This window comes from Paenisporosarcina sp. HGH0030 (assembly GCF_000411295.1).
Classification (GTDB): domain Bacteria; phylum Bacillota; class Bacilli; order Bacillales_A; family Planococcaceae; genus Paenisporosarcina.
This window is the reverse complement of the sequence record NZ_KE150421.1, coordinates 391,095-415,215: the sequence shown is the minus strand read 5'-3', so window position 1 is coordinate 415,215 and position 24,121 is coordinate 391,095. Positions and strand designations below refer to the sequence as shown.

Here is a 24,121-nt window from a genome sequence, read left to right as displayed (position 1 = left end):
CTTGCTTCCTCCTATTAAATAAAATCTATCATTCCATAAACAGGCAACAAAATGGATAAATACGCAGCCAAAATACAAATTGCTAATACGCCAAATAACACAGGTTGGACAAAAGACAAAGATTTCGTCAAGGATTCTTCAGTCTGTTCATTCAGCAAATCACTGTAAATCAATAGCTCCCTGTCTAAATGTCCGCTTACCTCACCATGCGAAATGTATGTAGGAAAATCATCCATAAAACAATCTGCTATCTGAACTGCTTGTTTCAAAGAATCTCCCAATAGAATGGATGTGTATATATTTGTAGATATAACTTGCAAATAAGGTTGGTAATTTTGTTTTTTCAAAACATCCAAAGCATGTTGCAAAGATAATCCACTGGCTAATAATGTCCCAAGTTCCTGTGAAAAACTTTTCGTCCAAAATAATTTCATCCAATTGGATAAGATGGGTGTTTTTAATAAGATGGATAATTGATGTTCATAAGAATACCGTTGAATTCCCCAGCGAAACAAAAACACCATGATAAAGACCAACAGACAGACAGTGACTAACACATCTGGCAAATGCAGCAATAAGCTTGTCCAACTCATCGTGTTCGAAGATGCAGTATTCTGTCTGGAATTTGCAAGCAACTGCATGTTTGGTAAAAAATAAGTACGAAATGCCAAAAACAACCCTGCCAGCATACAAAATAAAAATACAGGATACATGACCACTTTTTTAAGGCTCGCTTTTGCCCGATCCAGCATAGCAATGTGCGTATGAAGACAAAGTAGCGCTTTCTGTAATTTTCCATGGGATTCCGCCATTTGGATAGATAATAAATAACTCTTGGGAATTCCTAATGTCATCAATAACGTGGTGACTCCATCTCCATTTTTCAAGTTGGCCGCAAGTTTGTTGTGTGCTTCTTCACTTGCTTTTACATGGTGAGGCAACAGCATTACCAAAGAATCGTAAAATGTGTATCCTTCAGACAAGAGCGTAGAGAGTCTGTTTAAAAACTGGGCTTGTTTTTTCCTGGGTATTTGACAATCTCGTACTTCAATACGTGACGGGAGAAACTTTAATGACACCCAGTTTCACTCCTCGCTCGTACTGATTGGAAAGCGTATACTTTTGTGGCATGTTAAAAGATCCACCTATTTTTATCGTATGGATTGCTTCTTCAAGAGTTTGACCATACAGAATTTCATACAAAGAAGAGCGGTTAGGCGTTACTCGATCTCCTTCCCTATCATATGAAGTGATTACTAGTTGTTGGCTTGTAATTCCAAGAATAGATTGTTGTAAGTCATCAATCGGAATCCCCAAATCCATTAATCGATATAGACATCCAATCGGATTCTTAGCATGTACAGTCGTAATAACTAGATGTCCTGTTAAAGATGCTTGAACAGCTGCTTGGGCTGTTTCTGAATCACGAATTTCTCCAATCATTATGACATCTGGCGAATGGCGTAATATCGCTTTCAAACCTGAAGCATAGGAAATTCCAGAACGTTCGTTCACTTGTATTTGAAGCAAGTGGGATTGACTGTTTTCCACCGGGTCTTCCAGGGAAATGACATGCCGATTCAATTGATGCGTACTATAACTTGTAAGTGAGTACATAGTTGTCGTTTTCCCACAGCCAGTTGGTCCGGTGATGCATATCAAACCTTGACGGGATATCATTAAGTCATGCAGTAATTTAGCTGCATCACGATAAAGAGCAAGTTCTTGTAATGGTTTAGAATCATCATGCAATTGAATTCTAATTACAAGACTTTCTTTATTTTGAACAGATGGTAAAGTCGAAACGCGGAAAGAACATTCTTGTGTATTGAAGATTTGTTGGAATGAACCACTTTGAGGTTTTCGTTTTTCACTGATGTCAAGAGAGGATAAAAACTTGAAGTAAGAAATCATACGATCCCCGATGTCCAGGTGAAGCTTACCTGCTGGGACCAATTTTATGTGTAAGCGAAAATAAATTGTATACCCTCCTGATGTAGGAATTAAATGAATATCAGAAGCCCGTGCTAATACTGCTCGATTAATCAACTCTTCACTTTTTTGTTCAATAATATTCTGTAATTCATTCATGTATAAGACCATTCACCCACAACAGGTTAGGACCGCTCATACCCTGTTCTCGACATTATAAAGTCATAAGCATAAAAAATATATATTTTTCAGCAAAATAAAAATTCCCCACCCTTTAAGGCAGGAAATTTTTATTTTACTACTTATAATGCGAGGAATAATTTACTTTTGCCGCAAAAGGAACCCAATGTTCCGGTTGATACCCTACCACTAATTTCTTGCCATCTGTCAAAATCGGTCTTCTCAATAACTTTGGATTATGTACCATCAATTCAACCACTTTTGATAATGGCAAGTCATCGATATTCAGAATCAAGTCTTTAAATGATTGACTGCAGGTAGCCAGAATTTCATCAATACCTTCCGTTGTCAGTGTCAAAAGAAAAGAGAGTTTTTCAACAGTTGGCGTTTGACTGAATATATGTCTTTCTTCGAATCTAATCTGGTTAGAGATTAACCATATTTTCGTTTTTCGACTAGAGGTAAATGATGGATAAGTATAGAATGTTAAATCAACCCTTAGAATTCCTCCAATTCCCATTTCATTTGTTTTTTACAGATTGTAAAACGTTTTCAACAAATATAAGAAACATCTTTAAAAACATTTAATGTCGATTATATTTGGACATACTTAACTGAACAGAAAATTTTTTTGTCTTTTTTCAAGTAAGAATTCACAACTTCCACTGTTCTGTCACATTCTAAAGACATTCAAGAGTTTACATCTGGGAACCGAATCATCTATAATGAGGTAGAGATTATTGTATAGTTGTAAAAGGAGGGGACTACTCATGAACAATATGTATAAAGTGATGGGTTTCTGGACAGGGATTTTCGCAGTTATGTTTTATTTAGGTGATATGTATCAGGCATCATTATTATTTCTAGCAAACACAGGTTTATTTATTCTTTTAGGTTTCTTAAACCTTTCAGAGCGTATGTATATTTACATCTTTGGAGCATATTTAACGGTGTTTTTTGCTGGCTTCACTTACTATACGACATTTATTTACGTACCTGGCGCTGGACACTGATCAAGATTATAAAAAGACAGTCATTTCATATGGCTGTCTTTTTTGTTTGGGATTTTTGGTCTCCATAAAAACCGGTTATTTAACTATGGACACACGCCTCTTTGTCAAAATCCATTAAGAAACGGATTATTGCCCATTTCTTCTGCAGGAGTCGTAGGATTACCATGTCCAGGATAGCAGATTGTTTCTTCTGGTAAAGTAAGCAGCTTATTGTGAATAGAATTAATTAACTCTTTATGGTTACCATAAGGAAGATCCGTTCTCCCTATGCTGCCTTGGAACAATGTATCGCCAACAATTGCGAAACCGTCTTCTTCAAACCAATAGGAAATGCTTCCAGGTGAATGGCCAGGCGTATGGAACATCTGACATGAAAACGGTCCGATTTCCAACTTACCATCTGCATCAATCAATACATCTGCTGGTCTTCCTTCCACTATAGGCAATTCGCGAAAGCGTGCTGAACCATTTTTAGTCGAATCAGAAAGCCAATTTTTTTCTGCCTGATGTATATAGACTTGAACATTGAACGCATCACGTACTACATCGACAGCTCCAATATGATCGAAATGAGCATGCGTTAAAATAATTGCTAAAGGTTTTACCTGTAATCTCCGCAATTCTTTAATTAAAGCATCTCCTTGTTCACCTGGATCAAAGATCAAACATTGTTTTTCTTTATTGGTTACCACATAGCAATTGGTCTGCAATGGACCTAGTGGGAACGTACGTATATTTAACATGTCAATCACCTCAAGATTATTGTAGCAGAAACTCTGTCGGCATTCTCGCAGTTCATATATCCGACACTTTTTAATCCTCGACAAATCATATTTAAAAACTTATAATAAGGTAGAAAACTTGTACTCGGCATTCATTTTCTGATGTCAAAAGGAGTGTCTATAATGAACTTATTAATGGTTATTTTTGGCCTGGTTGCTATCTTTGGTGCAATTGGTTCTTACCAAGCATTTAAAGAGAAAAACCTTTTAGGATTAGTCTTCAACGTAGGAACTTTTGCAATTTTTGGATGGTTCACAGTGATGACGATTTTAGAACACGGATTTCCACCAGCATTACACTAATACCATAAAAAAGCTGACGTTCACACGAACGTCAGCTTTTTTTATATTATGGCTCTGATAAACTATTCGGTTACTTTATCGTAGGCGCAAGTACTCTCTCAATTTTTATTCAATCATCACAGTTTTCTTTAACTGATCTTAAAATATTTAGTTCCAATTAAATTATCGATTAATAGTGCCACGTAGGCACTTTATTTATTATTCCTGCAATGTAATCCAAGGCAATGTTTCACCACTTTTAACCTTTAGCAAATTTTCTAATTGAACTCCTGTTAAACAATATTGGCCAGATGGATTGCACGAAAAGGATTCATAAGGTCCTTTCAAGATTGTTTTCATAGGCTCAGTAATAGACAATTGGACAAGATCAAAGTCTGATGGGATATCATCCATTAAACCTGATTGAGACGCTTCATATGTCAACATAGTTCCATCACTAAGCCATTCTATTTCTGGAACAAACCATTGCGAGTAATTACTGATGGACGGCAATTCGAACGTTGTTGATTTCCCATCCCGATACCGTATCAGTGTGTACAAAAACTTTTGCTGATCATCTGAAATACTTACTCGCACTTCAACATCATCTGTAGCCGACACGTGAATAATATTGGTAGCGTCCGACTCTGCTTCCTTCTTCGTCACGGTATTCACTTCACGTAATGTTCCACCACTTAATGAATCGTTTTCTGGCCAATTAATAGTGTATATAGAGGATTCTTTTCCCCATTTACCAAATGGATCATTTGTTTCAAAGCGTTTCATTTCTTTTGTTCCGCTTGAATAGACAAAAGAATCAAACGTCCAGTCTTCATAAAATGCACTGAAAAAAATTTCATCAGATTGAGTTGGATGCCAGTCCCAATACAATTCGGATGATTCAATCGTTAACTTGTCCAATTCCTGACCTGCCAACGAAAAAAAATGTATGGACGCGCTCAACGAATTACTGGACGTTACAATAGCAATTTTAGACAAGTTCGGATGGATCCTCGCTTCAATGATAGGTTCTGAAATTGTAAAGATTATTTTGTTAGCCCCGGTTTCAATATGATAGGAATTAATTTGATAGTCCGATTGTTGTCTTGTTATATAGAGAATCTCTTCATTAGAAACCCAGCCAATCACGCTTTCAAAATTCCCGTTCAGCTCTGATAGAGGTAAAATTGTATCTTCTTCTTTATTCGGTTGTTCTTGTTCAGGGGAAATTGATTTTTCTGGTAAGAAAGGTTCTGAGACATTCTGCTGGCAACTTGTTAAAAGAAGCAAAAGAAATATACTGTAGTATCGAATGCTTCGTCTCATCACCACTCCCCCTTTCCTATATACAAGTAGTACGTATAGAATCGATATGTGTTTCAATAAATAAAAAAACGTCAAAAAGTGATTCCACACTTTTTGACGTTTTTAACAGAATACATTATTTACGTTCAGTAGTCTCATCAATTAGCAGGTTGCCTGTTTTTTCATCGTAAAAACGAAGCAAATCCCCATTGATGATTTGATCTGAGTATCCAAGTTCTTCTGCCGCCCGTTCAATGTAAGGTGCACAAGCTTTAGCCTCTGTTTCTAAACCAGTTTCCTTGTCGTAACATACATTTCCTGCATAAACCACTTTATCAGTAACAAAGCGGCCATCACGGAATACAACAAATTCTTCATGGTCTTTAGAAAAGATATCTGCACCCATTTGCATATCTTTACTTGTGTCTACACCCAATAAATGTAGAATAGTTGGACGAATGTCGATTTGACCAGCAACTTCTTCAACAACTTTACCCTGGTTCGATCCGGGAATATGAATGAACATTGGTACACGTTGTAATTGAGCAGTTTCAAAAGGTGTAATTTCTTTTCCTAAATATTGTGCCATCGCTTCATTATGGTTTTCAGAAATACCATAGTGGTCACCGTACATGACAATGATTGAATCCTCGTATAACCCTTTAGCTTTCAAGTCTTCAAATAAAGATTTCACTGATTCATCCATGTAACGTACTGTCTGGAAGTAACGATTCAATGTTCCTGAATTTGAATTGTATTCAGGAATAAATTGATCTTTCTCTTCCAAATGGAAAGGATAATGATTCGTCAATGTAATCAATCGTGAGTAGAAAGGTTGTTCCATTTCAGCCATATGATTAACTGATTGTTCGAAGAAAGGTATATCTTTCATTCCCCAGTTAACTGAATCGCCTTCAGCAATATCGTAACTTTCCACATCATAGAATTTTTCAACATTCAAGGCATTATACATAATGTCACGATTCCAGAAACTCTTGTTATTCGCATGCATGACATTTGTGAAATAACCTTTTTCATTTAATGATTCGGCCATTGAATTGTAAGTGTTCCCACTATTCGTAAAGAACACTGCGCCTCCACCTAATGGGTAAAGGCTATTCTCTACCACGAATTCAGAATCGGAAGTTTTTCCTAATCCTGTTTGATGGTAGAAATTCGGGAAGTAATACGTATCTTTGTCTTTCGTTAATTCATTCAAGAAAGGTGTAATAACTTCACCGTTCATTTCTTCATTCACTACAAAATTTTGAAGTGATTCAAGTGAAACAACAATTAAGTTTTTGCCTTCAGCAGTACCAAATACTTCGTAATTAGGTTCTGCTTGATTTGATCGTACATAGTTATTGACTTCTACTAGTTCGCTGCCATCAGCTAATGCTCGCTGTGCATGAGATTTCGATTGAATGTAAACATCGTATATATGATAATTATACATTCCGATATTCTTCACTAATAATTCACGGTCAAAACTTCTAGTTAACAATTGTGGACGCTCAGTTTCTGCTAATCCTAAGTTCAGGAATAAAACTGCTGCTGCCAACACAAAATATGCTCTACGGATAGCTGGTCTTACTGCAACTTCTGTCACTTTCGGCAACCATTTAATTGCCGCAAATAATAACGCAACATCAACAAAGTAGAATACATCCGTGAAGTAAATACTTTCGGCTGCAGATGCACCTAAGTCTCCGAAATTGCTCGTCTGGAACAATACCGGAAGTGTGATGAAATCGCTAAAGAAACGGTAAAATGCGACGTTGGCGTATAAAATCACCGCTAATATTGTACTCGTAATTAATAAATATCGATTTCTGGCTTTAACGGATTTAAAGAATAATGAGATACCATACACAAAAAGCAAAAAGCTTAATGGATTTATAAACAAAATTACTTCTTGCATGACATTTTCAATTTTCATATCAAAACTCGTATGGTATACCACATAGGTTTTAATCCAAGTCATTAAAATGGCTAGAGCCAAAATCGAATGTTTAGGTATTTTTATGTTCTTCATTCCTAACATCCTCCTTATCACTTTCAAACTTTGAATTTTTCAGCAAAAAGTCATCGTGCAATCCCATTTATAAGAATGGCAACGACTGACCTCCACATGAATTATTTAATTTCCCGTAACAAACGGTAAGAGCGACTTTATTGCAGAAAGTCTATTTTATTCAACGAAAGAAAGAAACATTAGTATATCTTAATCCTTTTTTTACAACCATGCAACTTTCTGTTAATAATCCAAGAGTAAAATAGTTAGATGTCTATGTTTCCTTCACCTAGTTACCCTTTATAAGACGGCTGAAACATATAAAAGTTTCGTTTTTGTTAAAAAAAAGTAAATTTTTTTCAAGCCACCCCTATATTTTACCAAAAACAAAAACAACCTGACCACTTTCGTCAGATTGTCTTTTCATTTTATTTTATGTTTTTGTCATTTAAACGTGACCGTTCTTGCCGAATTAATAGAATAGCCATCTGAAAATCCTGCGTTTCCATCATATGCGAGTTATACAATTCGCGAATTTCATCTTCCATTAACACTAAATCAGCCTGACGGTCTGTTGTGTAGATAAAAGTTCCATAGCGTTTTAAATATTGAAGAACATCATAAATTGATTTCATACTTTCACTCCGTTTTCATACATACAATCCGTTTTGTTTCGGTCAAGATACATTGTACTGGTAAATCAAATTGTTCGATAGGAACTTGTTCAACAATCTGTCTGTCAAAAGCCATCGCGATTGTTGATCCTGTGTATGTGCTTAAATAACGATCATAGTAACCTCCACCAAAGCCAATACGATATCCTTTTGGATCAAATACGACTCCCGGAACAATGTGTACATCAATTTGAGGCGTATCCAGTTTAGTTGTAAGGGCGGGAATCGGTTCTTTTAATTTCATATATACTACCTCAAGTTGATTAAAGGAGGTTATTTCAAAAAAAGTCATTTCCCTTGTGGCGGGATGACACTTCGGAACGGCCACTCTTTTCCCTTGTTGCCAAAACTTTTCAATTAATTTCCATGTATCTACTTCAGGAAATGCAGATAATGTGATACCGATTACTTGCGCTGTTTTGACCGTTTCTTCCATTAGTACTTTTCTATGTATCATACATGAATGGTTTTCATGTACCTCTGGTAATAAATTATTTAAATCGTTTAAGATTGCTTTTCGAATTGTGGACTTTTCCAATAATATTCCCTCCATGAAAAAAACCAAAACCTGAGCAGGTTTTGGTTAAATGGTTTTATTTTGTTTCACGGTGTAAAGTCATTTTCTTTTCACGTGAGCAATATTTTTTCATTTCAAGACGTTCCGGGTTGTTACGCTTGTTTTTCTTAGAAATATAGTTGCGCTCGCCGCAATCTGTGCAAGCTAGTGTGATGTTAACGCGCATCATTATCCCTCCCACTCTAATCAGGAATCTTTTAAATCTTATGAGCAATGATTTATACGACTAACCTATTATATCATACCTCATTGAAAAATCTACTACCAACTGTGAAATATTTCTCGACATAGAAAGAGAAAGACAAAACGTGTCTTTCTCCGTCCATTTACTTATTCAGTTCGTAATGACGACCTTTGACCAAATAAAATAATTGTTCCGCTATATTGGTTGCATGATCGGCTGATCGTTCCAAATAACGGCATACAAATGACAGTTGCGTAACTTGACTTAACATTTGCGGATTTTCAGCGCCCACTTTTAAAAGTTGTTGAATGGTTTGACCATACAAATTATCCACTTGATCATCAAGCTCAGCAATCTTACGTGCATCTTCAATATTTTCTTCGATAAATGCTTTCATTACTTCCGTTAGCATTGTAATGGTTTTAGACCGCATTTCTTCGATATTCTTGATTGGTGAAACGAAATCGGCTTTACCAATACGGATATTTTCTTTTGCAATATTGACAGCATAATCTCCAACTCGTTCCATATCATGGGCAGCTTTCAATAATACAATCAATCGACGCAGATCCGTAGCAACCGGTTGCTGTTTTGCCAACAATAAAATGACACGGTCATTAATTTCTTCTTCCAAACGATTAATATGCTTGTCATTTTCAATGATTGATAGGGCTACATCGACATCGTGGCTTAATAATGCATCAATTGATTTATTTAACGTAGAAATGGCTAAATTGCTAAGCATTAAAAATTGCTCCTGAACACCTCTTAGCTCGTGTTCGAATTTTTCTCTTACTACCATTCAAATTCCTCCTTCTGGATCATCCAAAGCGTCCTGAAATGTAATCTTCTGTACGTTTGTCAGAAGGTGTAGAAAAAATTGTATCAGTCTTATCAAACTCGATAACTTCTCCATTCAGGAAGAAGGCAGTTTGATCTGAAATCCGTGCAGCTTGTTGCATATTGTGCGTGACAATGATGATGGAATAGTTTTTTTTCAATTCCTGTACAAGTTCTTCCACTTTAAGCGTAGATATCGGATCAAGAGCAGAAGTTGGCTCATCCATTAAAATCACATCTGGTTCAATTGCAAGAGCACGTGCAATACAAATACGCTGTTGTTGTCCACCCGAAAGACCGTATGCATTTTCGTTCAATCGGTCTTTCACTTCATCCCAGATAGCCGCTCCGCGAAGACTTTGCTCGACGATTTCATCCAGGGTTTTTTTGTTTTTAATACCATGTATACGCGGACCATAGGCAATATTGTCATAAATTGATTTTGGGAATGGATTTGGTTTTTGAAAAACCATTCCCACTTTTGTTCGCAACTCTTCGACCCCGTAATCGGCATCGAAAATATTTCGATCCCTGTAAATGATTTCTCCAGAAGTCTTTACCGAAGGTACTAATTCAACCATACGGTTCAATGTCTTGATATATGTCGATTTCCCACAACCTGAAGGTCCGATAATTGCAGTCACTTCATTTTCTTTGATTGCTAAATCGATGTTCTTCAATGCGTGGTGCTCGCCATACCATAAATTTAATTGACGCGTATCATATACAATGTTTCTATCTATCGTTTCTGGTTTAGTGCTTGTTGAACTTGTTGTATTTTGTTTGTTTACATTCAGTTGAACCATTTTGAAACCCTCCCGTGCCGAATCGGCTTAATAACGTTTTTGGAATTTATTTCGAATGAACACAGCAATTGAATTCATCAGTAACAAGAAAATCATTAAGACGATTATTCCTGCTGAAGCTACATGTTGAAATGCTTCCTGTGGACGTTTTGCCCAGTCAAAGATCTGCATTGGCATTGCAGTAAATTGACTAAGTAAATTTTCTGGCAAGAATTGAATAATAACTGGTATACCAATTACTACAAGTGGAGCTGTTTCGCCAATTGCTCTGGATAAAGCTAAAATTCCACCGGTTAAGATACCCGGAATCGCTGAAGGCAAGACAACTTTGACAATGGTTTGCCACTTGGTTGCTCCCATTCCATAAGAAGCTTCTCGTAAATGATTCGGCACTGAACGAATGGATTCCTGTGAAGCTACGATAATAACAGGCAGAATGAGCAAACTCATCGTAAATCCGGCAGCCAGAACACTATTCCCTAAAGCTAATGCTCGTACAAAAATCGTTAAACCGAGTAAACCAAACACAACAGATGGTACGCCTGCTAAGTTCGCGATATTCATGCGAATGAATTGTGTGATCTTGTTTTTCTTAGCATACTCTTCTAGGTAAATTGCTGAACCCACACCTAAAATCAAGGATACTGGTGCAACAACGGCCATCATCCAAAGCGATCCAACCAATGCCGCTTTAATCCCTGCTTTTTCAGGGAACCGCGAACCAAAGTTTGTAAAGAATTCAGGAGTTAAATACCCCACACCTTGACTCACAATACGATAAAAGAGTACTGCCAGCGATAACAAAGCAAATAGTGTGGCCATGAAAAATATGGTTTTAAATATTTTATTAACAATCATCCTGCCACTCATTCGTTTAACCACGGATGTATGATCGATATATTTCATCTTAATATTCCTCCCTAAAGCGTTTTGAAATCGCATGAGCTAACCAGTTCATGAGAAGAGTGAAGAGGAATAAAGTAAATCCGACTGCGTAAATCGAATAATAGATGGTTGTTCCATATCCAGCATCACCGGTTGAAACTTGTACAATATAAGCAGTCATTGTTTGAATCGAGTCTGTCATATCCAAATCGAATCTTGGTGTTGACCCTCCTGCCAAAGAAACAATCATAGTTTCTCCGATAGCACGTGACACAGCAAGAACGATGGAAGCCATAATACCTGATAAGGCTGCAGGTAATACTACTTTGATAGCCACTTCAAGTTTTGTTGCTCCCAGGGCTAACGCCCCTTCACGAATAGAGTTCGGAACTGAAGACATGGCGTCTTCTGAAAGAGATGCAATCATGGGCAAAATCATAATTCCCACTACAATACCAGGACTTATTGCATTAAAAATCTTCAGTTCAGGTATAAATTGTTGCAGCAAAGGTGTGACGAAAGTTAAAGCAAAAAAACCATAAACAATTGTAGGAACTCCTGCCAATACTTCAAGAACTGGCTTGATTACCCGACGCATATTGTCACTTGCATATTCACTTAAATAAACAGCTGATGCTAAGCCGAATGGCACCGCAACCACGACAGCGATCAGTGTGACTTTAAGAGTCCCCGCAACTAACGGCAAAATTCCAAAGAGTGGTTCGTTATTTGAGAAAGGCAACCATTCTTTACCGAAAATAAAATCAAGGAAAGGAACTCGCTTAAAGAACTCAAACGTTTCGAAAAGCAGAGTGAATACTATACCAAACGTAGTTAATACTGAAATTGAGGCAATTATGAAAAGAATAACTGGAATTGATTTTTCTATCCACTTTTTTCCTTTCTTACCTTTTTGCTTTGCAATCATCTGCTGGACAGATAATTTGGAAGCTTGTTCATTTGAAGCCATTTGAAATCCCCCTATACGTAAGAAAAGTGAAAATGCGAAACCCTGGCATTCGGTTTAACCGGAAGAACAGGCTCAATAGTTGGCTGTCGCTTACGTGCGATTTGGCGCTCACACGTTGACTTATCAACTGTCTCTTCAGCTTTCTTATCAATTAACATGAGAAGAGAGTAGCACCAGTGCTACTCCTTCTTAACCGCTTATTGCAAAACTTACTTTTTACTTCTATTAAAACTTTATTTTAGTGCTTCTAAAGCTTTAAGATCTTCTTTATAAGTTTCTTCTGGAGATCTTACATAACCGACAGCTTCAGCCATATCCCCAGCATTTTCAACCGTATACTTCATGAAATCATATACTGCTTCATTGTCTTTTACTGAAGAGTTTTTAACATAAACGAACAATGGACGTGAAAGTGGTTGATATTCACCAGATTCAATTGTTTCGTTAGTTGGTTCAACTCCATCAATAGTTACAACGTTCATTGAATCTTTGTTAGCAAGGTAGTAAGCATAGCCAAAGAATCCAATTGCATTTTTATCTCCTTTTACACCTTGTACTAAGACATTGTCATCTTCAGAAAGTGTTGCTGATTTTACGATATCTGCATCTTCAAGAATGACTTCGTTGAAGTAGTCAAATGTACCAGAATCAGTTCCTGGTGAGTAGAAAACAACTTCTTCATCTGGCCATTCAGGATTAATATCAGACCATTTTTTTGTTGTCCCATCTTCTACCCATAATTTTTTAAGATCATCTACTGTTAAATCTTTAGCCCAATCGTTTTCTTTATTTACAACGATTGATAAACCGTCATACGCAACTTCTAATTCAGTAAAATCAATACCGGCTTCATCAAGCTTAGCCGACTCTTCTTCTTTAATTGGACGTGAAGCATTTGAGAAATCTGTTTCTCCGGCAATGAATTTTTCAAAACCGCCACCTGTTCCAGAAACACCAGCAGTTACTTTAACGTCTGGTTGAACAAGTCGATATTCTTCAACTAATGCTTCCGTAATCGGAGCAACTGTAGATGAACCATCGCCAGAAACTGAGCCAGACAGTTGTTCTGTCGCTTCTCCGTTTCCTTCTTTATCTTCATTACCACATGCACCAAGTAAAAGTGCCGAGCCAATCATTGTTGACATCATAACGAATTTCAAGTTTTTCATCTGTCTAGTTCCCCCTAAGGTTGGTTGTTGTTTTCCCTTACAAACAATACTTTAAACGTTCAATGTTGAGGACATATAAACTGAATGTAAAGAAATTGTAAACAAAAAAAAGACCATGATATTGAAGTTATCATGGTCTTTTTTTTATATATTATTCAACTGATTTTTCGGTATCTTCTTCTATTTCAGTAGTTGAAAATGCAGGTTTGATAGTTTTCAGTGTTGATGATTCGTTTTCTTCAGTTTTGCCATTTTCCTTTTGTATCGCAAAATAAGCATCGACGACTTCACGGGCAAGAATTGTTCCCGAACTTTCATACACGCCATTATGATATGGCGCCCATGGAATCATGACGGCATAAGCGATTTCAGGATTATCAAATGGTGCAAAACCGATGTGTGTGGAGTTGATTGTATTGTCTCCCCAGTAATCTTCTTTCGGCCCGTAATAAACTACTTGGGCAGTTCCGGTTTTCCCGGCAGCCTGGTATGGTGCATCCCCAAAATATGATCTCGCAGAGCCTTGATTGCCGTAGTAAACACGGTTCATCCCTTTTTTGATATGTTCTATTTGACTTTGCGTATTGTTAATACGATTCATTACGGTCGGACCTATTTCTGTGACAAGTGGACCCATCGTAATACCGTCAGAAGAAGGTTTTCTGATTTCTTTCACAACATGTGGTTGAATACGACTTCCGCCGTTGGCAATCGTGGATACATATTGCGCCATTTGTAACGGAGTATATGTATCAAATTGACCAATCGTTAAATCCAGCAGTTTCCCTGCCTTCAATTCTTTCCCCTTAAAACCGGTAGCTTCGCCAGGCAAGTCAATCCCTGTTGGAACACCTAAGCCGAATTGTGCATAGGAATTACGTAGCGTACCAAATGCAGCCTCATCAATATCGATGGGTTGATCAGGTCGGTAAATGGCATTGGCTAAGCGGAAACCAATTTTAAACATATAAACGTTCGAAGACCTTTCAAGTGCCTGCAGGTCACTCATGGGAATTCTTGAAGATCGATTGAAAATCGAACTTTTCGGCTTTGTACCTTTAATTCTAATCGGTTCATCTATCATAACTTCGTTCATTTCAAGAACACCTTGGTCGTAACCGGTGAGAATTGTTGCTGGTTTAATGACTGAGCCTATTTCATAGGAAGTGGTGAACGTTCCATATGCATAATCATTGACTACCTGTTTACCGTTCTCATCTTTCCCAAGTTGTTTTCCTACCATTGATATTACTTCACCTGTATTAGGATCCATTACAACAACAAAGGCACGGTCCAATAAGTTTGAACCATTTTTCTTTTTCAGTTCCAAGATTTTCGTTTCTACTAAACTTTCAACTTTCGCTTGAAACTCGCTATCGATTGTTAACACTAGATCTTTTCCAGGTTGACCTTCAAAGACTGTTTCCGTTTCGGTTACTGTACCTTTTCCGTCAGTAATATTTTTCACAACGGTTTTCTGACCTTGTAGGATATCTTCATACTGCTGTTCAATATAACTGCGACCTACCCGGTCATTTCTCGTGTAATCACGCGAGATGTAATAGTCCAGTTGGGACCTTGGAATCCCTTCTTTCGGGGATGTGGTACGACCTAAAATAGCAAGTGGTGATTTAGGAACTCGAACCCAATCGGTCGTGGTATTGACTCCTACCATTTCTGTCAATCGCTCAGAAACACGTGCAAATTCTTCAGGTGTCACATTTTCACTTTTAATGATTTGTGGTGATAATGCATACCCCGATGCCATTTCGCGATATATAGCCAGAACTTCAAGTTGCTGATCAGTTATAGTGGCAAGTTCTTTTTCTGTAATCCGCTCTCTTACCAATTTGTCGATTTGTTTCTGCAAATCCGCTGACGAAAGTGTTTCGTCCGCCAACAATTTGTTTTCTTCTTTCTTGGATACTTTTTCATAAGCTTCTTCTTTATGTAGTTGAATCCAATAATCCTGTTTATCCCGCAATGTCACACTGTCTGTCTCTTTCTCGATTAACTTTGCCAACTGTTCAGCAATAGTTAACATTTCCTCTTGTTTGGTCGTTTGCAATTTAGTATACGTAATTGCATTTTTAGGTTCATTATCTACTAAAATACGCCCTGCACTATCATATATTCTTCCTCTTGGAACACTTGTATTAACAGGTACCTCTTCCGTTCTTTTCAGTTCACGGACGAAATCTTCTCCTTTGACAATCTGTAAATATCCGAGGCGTAAAATGAGGATAGAGAATAACAAAAAGATGGAGAAAAAGAGGATATTCATTCGAAATGCGACATTTGCGAGGTGTTTTGCCTTTGCACTTGCCGCTCTCTTTTTTGATGTTTTGCGCACTGCCGCAGTCCTCCTTCTAGCTTTCTAACTGTAATGTAGTATATCATTTTGCGCAAAAAAACACACACTCATTTAACGAAATGAGTGTGTGTTATGTTTCATTTATCGATAATTTGTCTAGCTTCAAGCGCCAGCTCGCACCTCCGCTTTAGTAACTCATTCGAAAACAGGTTTTCGATTCGTTATTTCCACCGTCGGGGTCGAGCTAGAGTGGCACTTTACGCTTTTCTTATTATTTAGCAGATTCGTATCGTTTTGATACTTCATCCCAGTTTACTACATTCCAGAAAGCGCCAATGTAGTCAGGACGACGGTTTTGATAGTTTAGGTAATACGCGTGCTCCCAAACATCTAAACCAAGAATAGGTGTAGAACCTTCCATAATCGGAGAGTCCTGGTTTGGTGTAGAAGTTAATTCTAATTCACCGTTTTTAACTGATAACCAAGCCCAGCCAGAACCGAAGCGAGTTGTTGCTGCTTTAGCAAACTCTTCTTTGAATGATTCAAAGCCACCAAATTTCGCATCAATTGCTTCAGCCAATGCGCCTGATGGGTTTCCACCACCGTTAGGAGATAATAATTCCCAGAACAATGAATGGTTGGCGTGACCGCCACCGTTGTTACGAACTGCAGTACGAGCAGATTCAGGAACTGCATCAAGGTTTGCAATCAATTCTTCAACTGATTTGCTAAGAAGGTCATCGTGACCAGCAAGAGCGTTGTTAAGATTTGTTACATATGCGTTATGGTGTTTCGTGTGGTGAATATTCATTGTTTCTTTGTCAATATGTGGTTCTAGTGCGTCATACGCGTAAGGGAGTTGTGGTAATTCGTAAGCCATGTGTCATTTCCTCCTAAAGGATCTCTAATTAGTTTTTACATTTAATAGCGTATCAAAATAAGTTCTCTCGTTCAAATATTATCAATGCAATTTTGTGAATTCAGTCTTTCGACTGAATATCAGACAACCCAAAAGAAAATGACAATCATGACGATTTGCACGATACCCTTTGTAATAACCGAAGTCAGGAACCCAATTACTGATCCAAACCCAGTTTTAATTGCTTGTTTGATGGATGTGCGAGCAAAAAGGAGCTCGGCAATAATCGCTCCTAAAAAAGGCCCTAGAATAATTCCTGCAAACGGCAAAACAATAGGTCCTATTAATAACCCAATTGTACTCCCCCATATACCGGCTTTACTCCCACCATATTTTTTCACGCCGAATGCATTTGCCATCATATCGGCTCCAAAAAGTAAAATGACAAATAATACTTCAATTAACCAGAACCACCAAGGGAGTTCAGCGAACGAGAAAAACACCCCATACAATAAAAATCCACCTACGATAAAAATTACAGATGGAATGATTGGGTAGACGAGTCCAATGAATCCAATAACAAAACTAATAATGATAAGTCCCCAGCCAAAAATTTCCATTATTTCCCTCCAATAAAAAAATCTCCTCTTAATCGTGCCTTACATTTTGCAAGATGTAAAGCACCAGAGGAGATGTCATTTTATGCTCTCTTACCTAATACTGCCTCCGCAATGTTGACAGCGTGATCACCGATTCGTTCCAGGTTACTAACAATATCCACAAAGACCATCCCCGCTTGAGGTGAACATATGCCTTCATTTAGACGTAAAATATGCTTTTTACGGAATTTACGTTCCATTTTATCAATTAAATCTTCCTGCTCCGCTACTTCACGGGCCAATCCAAGGCTGTTTGTGTCCAATGCTTCCAATGCTTTTTCAACAGTTCCTATCGTTAATGTGAACATTTCTGTCAAATCTTTAATCGCATCGTCCGTTAACTTAAGACGGTTAACTTCCTGGTAGTCAATCAACTCAATAATGTTATCAAAATGATCACCAACCCGTTCGATATCACGAACGGTTTCCATTAACATAATATGTCGAGTAGAGTCTGCTTTGGAAATAGATTCAGCTGAAATTTTCACTAAATAATCCGTGATTTTGTTATCCAGATTATTAATGGCATCTTCTAGCTGGTAACCCGTTTCTGCATGTTTTTTATTATGTGTTTTCAAATATTCAAAGGACTCCTGCAATCCTTGAACACTGAAGCGACCCATACGCAAAATTTCTTCTTTCGCTTGTCCGATAGCAATGGAAGGAGCTGTCTCGATAAAGTGTGGATCTAAATGCTTCGGTTTATATTCTATCGTTACTTCTTCGCCTGGAATTAATTTCGTTACAAGGTATGCCCATGCACCGATGAATGGAAATTGAATAATGGTGTTGGCTACATTGAACGTACCATGTGCAAAAGCAATTTGCATTTTTTCTCCTATATCTAAAACGCCAGACAACCATTCAACATACATAGTGAAAGGTTCTAAAATCATCATAAAAATAATTGTACCTACCACATTAAATAAAACGTGTGTAGCTGCTGCGCGTCGAGCTGCAATCGAAGCACCAATTGATGCGAATACAGCTGTAATGGTTGTTCCGATATTATCTCCGAAGAGAACCGGTAGTGACGCATCCAGATTTAAAACCCCTTCTGAATACAAACCTTGAAGAATTCCGACTGTTGCACTTGAACTTTGAACGATTAATGTAAATACCGTTCCGACAATTACGCCTAGAATGGAATGTTCTCTCATATTGACGGTTAAATCGATAAATGCTGGTAATTCGCTAAGAGGTTTCATTCCCCCGCTCATTAATTCCATTCCTAAAAACAAACCACCGAAACCGAAAATAACTTCTCCCAAATTTTGAATCTGGCTTTTCTTGAAAAAGAAAATCAGGAAAGCACCTATTGCCATAACGGGCAAAGCGTATTCTCCCACATCAAACCCTATAATGAAAGCAGTGACTGTTGTACCTATATTGGCTCCCATGATGACACCGATTGCTTGTTTTAACGTCATAAATCCAGCACTGACAAGACCTACGGTTATGACAGTCGTACCTGAACTGGATTGAATTAATACTGTAACCGCAATCCCGACTAAAACACCCATAAATGGGTTCGTCGTAAATCGATCTAATATATCACGTAATCGATCACCTGCTGCTTTTTGCAGGCCGTCACCCATGTATTTGATAGAGAACAAGAAGATCCCTAGACCTCCAATGAATTGAAACATCATTTCTTGCCAATTAAGTTCCACGATTCAATTTCAACCCCTGTATGTACAATTATCAACAGTCCCCATTATGAAGAATTCGACAAATGATTGTAAAGAACTTCATTAAATATTTACAAGAACTTAACAATCAGGGCAGCTTTGTACGTAATTTGTACAAATAATTCTTAAAATCTATCTATGGAAAGTAGTATGATAGCTTATAAGGAGTGATTTTCTTGTCAATCATGCAACTATTCTTAGCTTCCATAACCAGCCCGAAAAAAATTGCCGCTTTCCGGCTTCTGCCCATAGGCAAAGTCCTTTTATATGTGTTTTTATTTGTCACCATACTGTCTATCCTTTCGTTCATACAATTTACGTCTGGATTGGTAGATGACTCTTCTTCTATAGTTGGTTTGATAGATTATGTAGAAGACATGGAATGGATTCTGTATCCCTTTGCCTTTATTACTCAATTTATCATGTCCACTCTATTATTGTTTGTCCGAATCAGTATAATGGCTTTCGTCGGAATGATGATTTTGAAAGTTTGGAAACGCCGAGGAGATTACCGGCATGTTTGGCGCACCACAGCATTTGCCTATACCGTACCAACTGTGCTATCAATTGCTTTCTTATTTACAAACCTTTCAGACGGATGGATTACCATCAGCACTTCAATCGTATGTGTAATCTATTTAGTGCTTGCCCTAAAATATTATCCCAAAAAATAAGTATATTCCTTCTTTGTTCAGCATAAGTTGTTGTACAAAGGGGGATTTTTTTATGCGCATTATTGGACTAGCAATCTCAATATTATTGCTTTCTTATATTATTAAAGTAGATTTACTCGATGGCACAATCTCTCTGGCTGCTTTTACAAAGACAGAACCTGATTGCGTTCAACAAGAAGACTATGATGTGTTTCCTGTTCAAGCTCTCGAAGGAGATACCGTATTGTCATTGTTTGGCGTGTACCCTTCAGAAGTATGGGTGAGCTTCCCCGAACGGTTGGAAGCTTTCTATAAAGAAAATCCTCATTTGCGAAACCAAGCATTGCAAGCAGGAGAAATAATAAAGGTTCCAATTTACAAAGACATGCCATTATCTTGCTCATAATTTTCCAAGTAACGTTTCTTCCTTGTCATATCCTTTTCATGACTGCTAAAATAAAGAATAGTGAAGGCTATGAGCCCGAAAAGGAGAGAATTTTCATGAGTGAAATTATTCACCGTTCCAAAACTCGACCGGTTCGTGTCGGCGAAATTACAATTGGTGGCAGTAATGAACTATTCATACAAAGTATGACCACAACAAAAACACATGATGTTGAAGCAACAGTTGCAGAAATTCTGCGTCTGGAAGAAGCGGGATGTCAAATTGTTCGCGTTGCATGTCCGGACGACCGTGCTGCTGATGCTATTGCTGAAATTAAAAAACGTATTCATATTCCACTTGTTGTGGATATTCATTTTGATTATAAATTAGCATTGAAAGCCATTGAAAATGGCGCGGATAAAATCCGTATCAATCCGGGTAACATTGGTCGACGTGAAAAAGTGGAAGCTGTTGTTAATGCAGCTAAAGCGAAAGGCATTCCAATCCGTATTGGTGTAAATGCTGGATCACTTGAACGCAAAATCATCGAGAAGTATGGCTATCCTACTGCCGACGGTATGGTTGAAAGTGCACTGCATCATATCAAAATTCTAGAAGACTTGGATTTCCATGATATTATCGTATCTTTAAAAGCTTCTGATGTGAGTTTGGCAATTGAAGCTTATGTGAAAGCTTCACAAGCATTCGACTACCCGCTCCACCTTGGGATTACGGAATCAGGTACTTTAGTCAACGGATCAATCAAGAGTGCTGCCGGACTTGGTGCACTATTAAGCCACGGAATCGGTAACACATTACGAGTGTCTTTGAGTGCAGATCCAGTCGAAGAGATAAAAGTTGCACGTGAGTTATTAAAAGTGTTTGGACTTTCATCAAATGCAGCAACATTGATTTCATGCCCAACTTGCGGTCGAATTGAAATCGACTTGATTTCCATTGCGAATGAAGTGGAAGAATACATTTCCACTATTAAAGCACCGATTAAGGTCGCTGTTCTTGGTTGTGCGGTAAATGGACCAGGGGAAGCCCGTGAAGCCGATATCGGCATTGCAGGTGCTCGTGGCGAAGGATTGTTGTTCATGAAAGGAAAAACAGTCCGTAAAGTGCCAGAAGCAACTATGGTAGAAGAATTGAAAGTGGAAATCGATAAGATTGCACAAGAATACTTCGACAAACAGGAAAAAGAAAAATTAAACGCGTAAAGGAGTTTTAGCATATGTCTAACTACCGATTTGGCATCGATATAGATGGTACGGTCACATGCCCGACTTCTTTACTGCCCCATATCAATAAAGCTTTTGAATGTAACTTGGTACTGGATGATATTAAAGAATACGATTTAACGAAAGCTTTTCCTGTTACAACGGAAGATTTTTATAAATGGTTCAAGCAAGCAGAACCTGAAATTTATGCGACATCCCCTATTCAAGTGGATGCACACGCAATATTAACTGCATGGAAGAAACAGCACGAGTTGTATTTCATATCGGCACGTGGTCACAATGTTCGCGACGTCACCTTGCAATGGTTTATTGAACAAAATCTTGAGTACGATCATATCGAACTGATTGGGACACATGATAAGATTCAAACGGCAAGAAATTTTGAAATTGATGTGTTTTTTGAAGATAAACATGACAATGCAGTTGGCATCGCCGAAGAGTTGAACATTCCTGTGTTATTGTTCAATACGCCGTATAATCAGCAACCTGTTCCAAATGGCGTGATTCGCGTGAATAACTGGCTTGAAGCAGACAGCTGGATCCAACATACATTTCTTAAACAAAAAGCGTGAGGCCTAGGCCTCACGCTTTTTATATATAGTTTACTGACACTCTGGACATTTACCGTAGATTTCGAACTTATGATTTTCAATCTGATAAGCCGGCAGTGTTTCCTGTAGCAGATCCATTGGGCATATATGGACTTCCTTGATTTTGCTACAAGTCATGCAAATGAAATGATGATGGTGATGATCCGTTTCACACTGCATTCTGAAATGGCGTTCACCTGACAGTTCGGTTTCTTCTAAAATTCCTAACTCCACAAAAGTACTTAAATTTCGATAGATTGTGTCATAGCTCATGCCAGGATAATCTTTCTTCATCACGTCCAACAAGTCACGGGCAGTCAAATATCGTTCATTGTCTTTAAATAAATTCAATATTTGTTCTCGCTTATCTGTTTTTTTATAACCATTTTCTTTTAATAGGTCCCATGCCTTCGTAATATTCATACGAGACGACCCCTTTCATTTTTCGTGACGACACCCAACCATATCTTTTTACCGATTAATACAAGCAGTAATATGGCGATGGATGTCACAACGATTGTTCCACCTGGTGCGATATTTAAATAAAATGCAATCACAAGACCAATAATCACTGCAGCTTCGCCAAACAAAACGGCATACAGGATAGCTTGTTTAAAACCTTTAGCAAGACGCATGCTTGCTGCAACAGGTAAGGTCATCAAAGATGATACAAGGAGAATTCCCACAATCCGCATGCTCGCAGCAATGACGAGCGCTGTAACAACCATAAACAATAAGTGAACCCATTTCGCTGGAAGACCTGAAGCTTTTGCATATTCCTCGTCGAATGATAATAAAAATAATTCCTTATAAAACATCAACAAAAATACGACGACAATCAAAGCAATGATCAGAACTATCCATAAATCTTGTCGACTGACCGCCGATACAGAGCCAAACAAATAACCGAATAAATCGGAACTAAATCCATTGGCCAATGAAATAAAAATGGCACTGAAACCGATACCAGCAGACATAATGATTGGGATTGCAAGTTCCTCATAGTGTTTATATAAACGACGCAATCTTTCAATCAATACTGAGCCTGTAACAGCTGCAACAATACCCAAATATAATGGGTTCAAAAGAGCGAAAAAGGCGGTGGTTTGAGATAAATACAAACTTCCTGCAATTCCTGCTAAAGTTACGTGACTGAGAGCATCTGCAATAAGCGATAGTCTCCTAACGACGATGAACACGCCAAGAAGTGGCGCAATCAAGCCTATGATGATTCCTGATGCAAACGCATTTTGTAAAAATTCATAGTTAATCAGTGCTGATATCATCGAGTTCCCTCACTTTTCACGTGGTGAATTTTACGAACTGAGTGCCCATACCAGGCTTGACGGTCTTCGTCGCTTAATTGGTTGAAATCATTTTCTAAGCCGTGGAAATGAATCGTCTGATTCAAACATGCCACGTGACTGATATTGCTTGAAACAGTATCGACATCATGAGTCACAAGAATGAGTGTTATTTGTTGTTCACGATTCAATTCCGCAAGCATATTATAAAACGATTGCACATGCTGATGATCTATCCCGACGGTTGGTTCGTCCAGTATCAGGCATTTTGGTTCGGCAACAAGTGCACGAGCGATAAACACTCGTTGTTGCTGACCACCAGATAACTCCCCTATGGATTGGTTCATAAACTCCACCATCCCTACAGAAAGTAGAGCATTTTCCACTCGTTGCTTTACGTCTTTTGGGTATTTTTTAAAGAGTCCTGATTTTTTCACGAGACCGCTCGCAACCACTTCAAACACTGTCGCTGGAAAGCCTGTATTGAAAGCATTTGATTTTTGAGAGACATAGCCAATCCATTCTCTATGTTTAAAATCCTGACTTTTCTGTCCAAATAACTCAACGGTCCCGGAGATGGGCTTCAGCAATCCTAATATTATTTTTAACAATGTCGACTTCCCTGATCCGTTAGGTCCCAGTACTGCGAGGAAGTCCCCTTGCTTTACTTGTAGAGAAATGTTCTTCAATACAACAGTTTGATCATATTGAAATGACACATTTTGTATGTTGATATCTAATGGCGTTTTCATCAAGCTCGCCTCTTTCTAATTCATAATCATTACGATTTACAATGCATTAGTATATCG

27 protein-coding genes are annotated in these 24,121 nt (G+C 37.9%); 6 read left to right on the top strand and 21 right to left on the bottom strand.

All coding sequences use genetic code 11. The features are described 5' to 3' along the window. Nucleotides 1-14 precede the first annotated feature (14 nt). From comGB to HMPREF1210_RS02095, 3 genes are all read right to left on the bottom strand, one after another. Nucleotides 15-1,079 (bottom strand): competence type IV pilus assembly protein ComGB, encoded by a 1,065-nt coding sequence (gene comGB / locus HMPREF1210_RS02105; protein WP_016426943.1) that lies wholly within the window; start codon nucleotides 1,077-1,079, stop codon nucleotides 15-17. Continuing rightward, on the bottom strand, nucleotides 1,048-2,091 hold the full coding sequence (gene comGA, locus HMPREF1210_RS02100; protein WP_036659304.1) for a competence type IV pilus ATPase ComGA: 1,044 nt from the start codon (nucleotides 2,089-2,091) through the stop codon (nucleotides 1,048-1,050). The genes comGB and comGA overlap by 32 nt, the downstream gene beginning before the upstream one ends. Before the next feature lie 139 nt (nucleotides 2,092-2,230). Next, a complete protein-coding gene (locus HMPREF1210_RS02095) occupies nucleotides 2,231-2,632 on the bottom strand; it encodes a Spx/MgsR family RNA polymerase-binding regulatory protein (protein ID WP_016426941.1) in 402 nt (133 codons plus the stop codon). Between the two features lie 250 nt (nucleotides 2,633-2,882). Here HMPREF1210_RS02095 and HMPREF1210_RS02090 point away from each other — a divergent pair, with 250 nt between their 5' ends. After that, complete coding sequence (locus HMPREF1210_RS02090; RefSeq protein ID WP_016426940.1) at nucleotides 2,883-3,125, top strand: DUF2626 domain-containing protein; 243 nt, start codon at nucleotides 2,883-2,885, stop codon at nucleotides 3,123-3,125. A 104-nt stretch (nucleotides 3,126-3,229) separates the two neighbouring features. On the opposite strand, the gene HMPREF1210_RS02085 is transcribed toward HMPREF1210_RS02090, so the two are convergent. Further along, entirely contained in the window at nucleotides 3,230-3,868 is a 639-nt protein-coding gene (locus tag HMPREF1210_RS02085; RefSeq protein WP_016426939.1) for an MBL fold metallo-hydrolase, read from the bottom strand. Nucleotides 3,869-4,030: 162 nt separating this feature from the next. On the opposite strand from HMPREF1210_RS02085, the gene HMPREF1210_RS02080 reads away from it, so the two are divergent. Then, nucleotides 4,031-4,210: a DUF2759 domain-containing protein gene (locus tag HMPREF1210_RS02080; protein ID WP_016426938.1), complete on the top strand. Its 180-nt coding sequence runs from the start codon at nucleotides 4,031-4,033 to the stop codon at nucleotides 4,208-4,210. A 198-nt stretch (nucleotides 4,211-4,408) separates the two neighbouring features. Here HMPREF1210_RS02080 and HMPREF1210_RS02075 read toward each other — a convergent pair whose 3' ends face one another. The 14 genes from HMPREF1210_RS02075 to HMPREF1210_RS02010 form a co-directional block, all read right to left on the bottom strand. Next, nucleotides 4,409-5,515, bottom strand: a complete 1,107-nt coding sequence (locus HMPREF1210_RS02075; RefSeq protein WP_016426937.1) for a hypothetical protein — start codon at nucleotides 5,513-5,515, stop codon at nucleotides 4,409-4,411. 115 nt (nucleotides 5,516-5,630) lie between these two features. After that, nucleotides 5,631-7,529: an LTA synthase family protein gene (locus tag HMPREF1210_RS02070; protein ID WP_016426936.1), complete on the bottom strand. Its 1,899-nt coding sequence runs from the start codon at nucleotides 7,527-7,529 to the stop codon at nucleotides 5,631-5,633. A 407-nt stretch (nucleotides 7,530-7,936) separates the two neighbouring features. Beyond that, a complete protein-coding gene (locus HMPREF1210_RS02065; protein ID WP_016426935.1) occupies nucleotides 7,937-8,143 on the bottom strand; it encodes a YqgQ family protein in 207 nt (68 codons plus the stop codon). A gap of 4 nt (nucleotides 8,144-8,147) precedes the next feature. Next, a complete protein-coding gene (locus HMPREF1210_RS02060; RefSeq protein ID WP_016426934.1) occupies nucleotides 8,148-8,720 on the bottom strand; it encodes a 5-formyltetrahydrofolate cyclo-ligase in 573 nt (190 codons plus the stop codon). A gap of 55 nt (nucleotides 8,721-8,775) precedes the next feature. After that, a complete protein-coding gene (gene rpmG / locus HMPREF1210_RS02055) occupies nucleotides 8,776-8,925 on the bottom strand; it encodes a 50S ribosomal protein L33 (protein ID WP_016426933.1) in 150 nt (49 codons plus the stop codon). 160 nt (nucleotides 8,926-9,085) lie between these two features. Continuing rightward, nucleotides 9,086-9,745 (bottom strand): phosphate signaling complex protein PhoU, encoded by a 660-nt coding sequence (gene phoU / locus HMPREF1210_RS02050; protein WP_016426932.1) that lies wholly within the window; start codon nucleotides 9,743-9,745, stop codon nucleotides 9,086-9,088. A 19-nt stretch (nucleotides 9,746-9,764) separates the two neighbouring features. After that, nucleotides 9,765-10,589 (bottom strand): phosphate ABC transporter ATP-binding protein PstB, encoded by an 825-nt coding sequence (gene pstB / locus HMPREF1210_RS02045; protein ID WP_016426931.1) that lies wholly within the window; start codon nucleotides 10,587-10,589, stop codon nucleotides 9,765-9,767. 27 nt (nucleotides 10,590-10,616) lie between these two features. Next, nucleotides 10,617-11,495 carry a phosphate ABC transporter permease PstA gene (gene pstA / locus HMPREF1210_RS02040; protein ID WP_016426930.1) on the bottom strand — a complete coding sequence of 293 codons (879 nt, stop codon included), beginning with the start codon at nucleotides 11,493-11,495 and terminating at the stop codon, nucleotides 10,617-10,619. Between the two features lies 1 nt (nucleotide 11,496). Beyond that, nucleotides 11,497-12,444, bottom strand: coding sequence for a phosphate ABC transporter permease subunit PstC (pstC, locus tag HMPREF1210_RS02035; protein WP_016426929.1), 948 nt, complete (start codon nucleotides 12,442-12,444; stop codon nucleotides 11,497-11,499). 233 nt (nucleotides 12,445-12,677) lie between these two features. After that, nucleotides 12,678-13,613, bottom strand: coding sequence for a PstS family phosphate ABC transporter substrate-binding protein (locus HMPREF1210_RS02030; protein WP_016426928.1), 936 nt, complete (start codon nucleotides 13,611-13,613; stop codon nucleotides 12,678-12,680). Between the two features lie 151 nt (nucleotides 13,614-13,764). Next, nucleotides 13,765-15,966 carry a penicillin-binding protein 2 gene (locus HMPREF1210_RS02025; RefSeq protein ID WP_016426927.1) on the bottom strand — a complete coding sequence of 734 codons (2,202 nt, stop codon included), beginning with the start codon at nucleotides 15,964-15,966 and terminating at the stop codon, nucleotides 13,765-13,767. 232 nt (nucleotides 15,967-16,198) lie between these two features. Next, entirely contained in the window at nucleotides 16,199-16,807 is a 609-nt protein-coding gene (locus HMPREF1210_RS02020; RefSeq protein WP_016426926.1) for a superoxide dismutase, read from the bottom strand. 119 nt (nucleotides 16,808-16,926) lie between these two features. Beyond that, the gene (locus HMPREF1210_RS02015) at nucleotides 16,927-17,406 is read right to left on the bottom strand and encodes a DUF456 domain-containing protein (protein ID WP_016426925.1); all 480 of its coding nucleotides are present in this window, start codon (nucleotides 17,404-17,406) and stop codon (nucleotides 16,927-16,929) included. An 80-nt stretch (nucleotides 17,407-17,486) separates the two neighbouring features. Next, nucleotides 17,487-19,118 (bottom strand): Na/Pi cotransporter family protein, encoded by a 1,632-nt coding sequence (locus HMPREF1210_RS02010; protein ID WP_016426924.1) that lies wholly within the window; start codon nucleotides 19,116-19,118, stop codon nucleotides 17,487-17,489. A 203-nt stretch (nucleotides 19,119-19,321) separates the two neighbouring features. Between HMPREF1210_RS02010 and HMPREF1210_RS02005 the strand changes: the two genes are divergently transcribed. The 4 genes from HMPREF1210_RS02005 to HMPREF1210_RS01990 all read left to right on the top strand — a co-directional run bounded on the left by HMPREF1210_RS02005 (nucleotide 19,322) and on the right by HMPREF1210_RS01990 (nucleotide 21,990). Beyond that, a complete protein-coding gene (locus HMPREF1210_RS02005) occupies nucleotides 19,322-19,810 on the top strand; it encodes a DUF1189 family protein (RefSeq protein WP_036659642.1) in 489 nt (162 codons plus the stop codon). A gap of 52 nt (nucleotides 19,811-19,862) precedes the next feature. Beyond that, nucleotides 19,863-20,195, top strand: coding sequence for a hypothetical protein (locus tag HMPREF1210_RS02000; RefSeq protein WP_016426922.1), 333 nt, complete (start codon nucleotides 19,863-19,865; stop codon nucleotides 20,193-20,195). A gap of 95 nt (nucleotides 20,196-20,290) precedes the next feature. Then, nucleotides 20,291-21,397 carry a flavodoxin-dependent (E)-4-hydroxy-3-methylbut-2-enyl-diphosphate synthase gene (ispG, locus tag HMPREF1210_RS01995; RefSeq protein WP_016426921.1) on the top strand — a complete coding sequence of 369 codons (1,107 nt, stop codon included), beginning with the start codon at nucleotides 20,291-20,293 and terminating at the stop codon, nucleotides 21,395-21,397. A 14-nt stretch (nucleotides 21,398-21,411) separates the two neighbouring features. After that, nucleotides 21,412-21,990 (top strand): hypothetical protein, encoded by a 579-nt coding sequence (locus HMPREF1210_RS01990; protein ID WP_016426920.1) that lies wholly within the window; start codon nucleotides 21,412-21,414, stop codon nucleotides 21,988-21,990. Between the two features lie 30 nt (nucleotides 21,991-22,020). On the opposite strand, the gene HMPREF1210_RS01985 is transcribed toward HMPREF1210_RS01990, so the two are convergent. The 3 genes from HMPREF1210_RS01985 to HMPREF1210_RS01975 are packed head-to-tail and all read right to left on the bottom strand — an operon-like array spanning nucleotide 22,021 to nucleotide 24,064. Then, complete coding sequence (locus tag HMPREF1210_RS01985) at nucleotides 22,021-22,431, bottom strand: Fur family transcriptional regulator (RefSeq protein WP_016426919.1); 411 nt, start codon at nucleotides 22,429-22,431, stop codon at nucleotides 22,021-22,023. Next, nucleotides 22,428-23,294, bottom strand: coding sequence for a metal ABC transporter permease (locus HMPREF1210_RS01980; protein ID WP_016426918.1), 867 nt, complete (start codon nucleotides 23,292-23,294; stop codon nucleotides 22,428-22,430). The genes HMPREF1210_RS01985 and HMPREF1210_RS01980 overlap by 4 nt, the downstream gene beginning before the upstream one ends. Beyond that, nucleotides 23,291-24,064: a metal ABC transporter ATP-binding protein gene (locus HMPREF1210_RS01975; RefSeq protein WP_016426917.1), complete on the bottom strand. Its 774-nt coding sequence runs from the start codon at nucleotides 24,062-24,064 to the stop codon at nucleotides 23,291-23,293. The genes HMPREF1210_RS01980 and HMPREF1210_RS01975 overlap by 4 nt, the downstream gene beginning before the upstream one ends. Nucleotides 24,065-24,121: the final 57 nt, after the last annotated feature.

Excerpts from the sequence above, each read along its gene's own strand:
- comGA (WP_036659304.1), bottom strand. The coding sequence starts at position 2,091 with ATGAATGAATTACAGAATATTATTGAACAAAAAAGTGAAGAGTTGATT.
- HMPREF1210_RS02095 (WP_016426941.1), bottom strand. The coding sequence starts at position 2,632 with ATGGGAATTGGAGGAATTCTAAGGGTTGATTTAACATTCTATACTTAT.
- HMPREF1210_RS02090 (WP_016426940.1), top strand. The coding sequence starts at position 2,883 with ATGAACAATATGTATAAAGTGATGGGTTTCTGGACAGGGATTTTCGCA.
- HMPREF1210_RS02085 (WP_016426939.1), bottom strand. The coding sequence starts at position 3,868 with ATGTTAAATATACGTACGTTCCCACTAGGTCCATTGCAGACCAATTGC.
- HMPREF1210_RS02080 (WP_016426938.1), top strand. The coding sequence starts at position 4,031 with ATGAACTTATTAATGGTTATTTTTGGCCTGGTTGCTATCTTTGGTGCA.
- HMPREF1210_RS02075 (WP_016426937.1), bottom strand. The coding sequence starts at position 5,515 with ATGAGACGAAGCATTCGATACTACAGTATATTTCTTTTGCTTCTTTTA.
- HMPREF1210_RS02070 (WP_016426936.1), bottom strand. The coding sequence starts at position 7,529 with ATGAAGAACATAAAAATACCTAAACATTCGATTTTGGCTCTAGCCATT.
- HMPREF1210_RS02065 (WP_016426935.1), bottom strand. The coding sequence starts at position 8,143 with ATGAAATCAATTTATGATGTTCTTCAATATTTAAAACGCTATGGAACT.
- rpmG (WP_016426933.1), bottom strand. The coding sequence starts at position 8,925 with ATGCGCGTTAACATCACACTAGCTTGCACAGATTGCGGCGAGCGCAAC.
- phoU (WP_016426932.1), bottom strand. The coding sequence starts at position 9,745 with ATGGTAGTAAGAGAAAAATTCGAACACGAGCTAAGAGGTGTTCAGGAG.
- pstB (WP_016426931.1), bottom strand. The coding sequence starts at position 10,589 with ATGGTTCAACTGAATGTAAACAAACAAAATACAACAAGTTCAACAAGC.
- pstA (WP_016426930.1), bottom strand. The coding sequence starts at position 11,495 with ATGAAATATATCGATCATACATCCGTGGTTAAACGAATGAGTGGCAGG.
- pstC (WP_016426929.1), bottom strand. The coding sequence starts at position 12,444 with ATGGCTTCAAATGAACAAGCTTCCAAATTATCTGTCCAGCAGATGATT.
- HMPREF1210_RS02030 (WP_016426928.1), bottom strand. The coding sequence starts at position 13,613 with ATGAAAAACTTGAAATTCGTTATGATGTCAACAATGATTGGCTCGGCA.
- HMPREF1210_RS02020 (WP_016426926.1), bottom strand. The coding sequence starts at position 16,807 with ATGGCTTACGAATTACCACAACTCCCTTACGCGTATGACGCACTAGAA.
- HMPREF1210_RS02015 (WP_016426925.1), bottom strand. The coding sequence starts at position 17,406 with ATGGAAATTTTTGGCTGGGGACTTATCATTATTAGTTTTGTTATTGGA.
- HMPREF1210_RS02005 (WP_036659642.1), top strand. The coding sequence starts at position 19,322 with ATGCAACTATTCTTAGCTTCCATAACCAGCCCGAAAAAAATTGCCGCT.
- HMPREF1210_RS02000 (WP_016426922.1), top strand. The coding sequence starts at position 19,863 with ATGCGCATTATTGGACTAGCAATCTCAATATTATTGCTTTCTTATATT.
- ispG (WP_016426921.1), top strand. The coding sequence starts at position 20,291 with ATGAGTGAAATTATTCACCGTTCCAAAACTCGACCGGTTCGTGTCGGC.
- HMPREF1210_RS01990 (WP_016426920.1), top strand. The coding sequence starts at position 21,412 with ATGTCTAACTACCGATTTGGCATCGATATAGATGGTACGGTCACATGC.
- HMPREF1210_RS01985 (WP_016426919.1), bottom strand. The coding sequence starts at position 22,431 with ATGAATATTACGAAGGCATGGGACCTATTAAAAGAAAATGGTTATAAA.
- HMPREF1210_RS01980 (WP_016426918.1), bottom strand. The coding sequence starts at position 23,294 with ATGATATCAGCACTGATTAACTATGAATTTTTACAAAATGCGTTTGCA.
- HMPREF1210_RS01975 (WP_016426917.1), bottom strand. The coding sequence starts at position 24,064 with ATGAAAACGCCATTAGATATCAACATACAAAATGTGTCATTTCAATAT.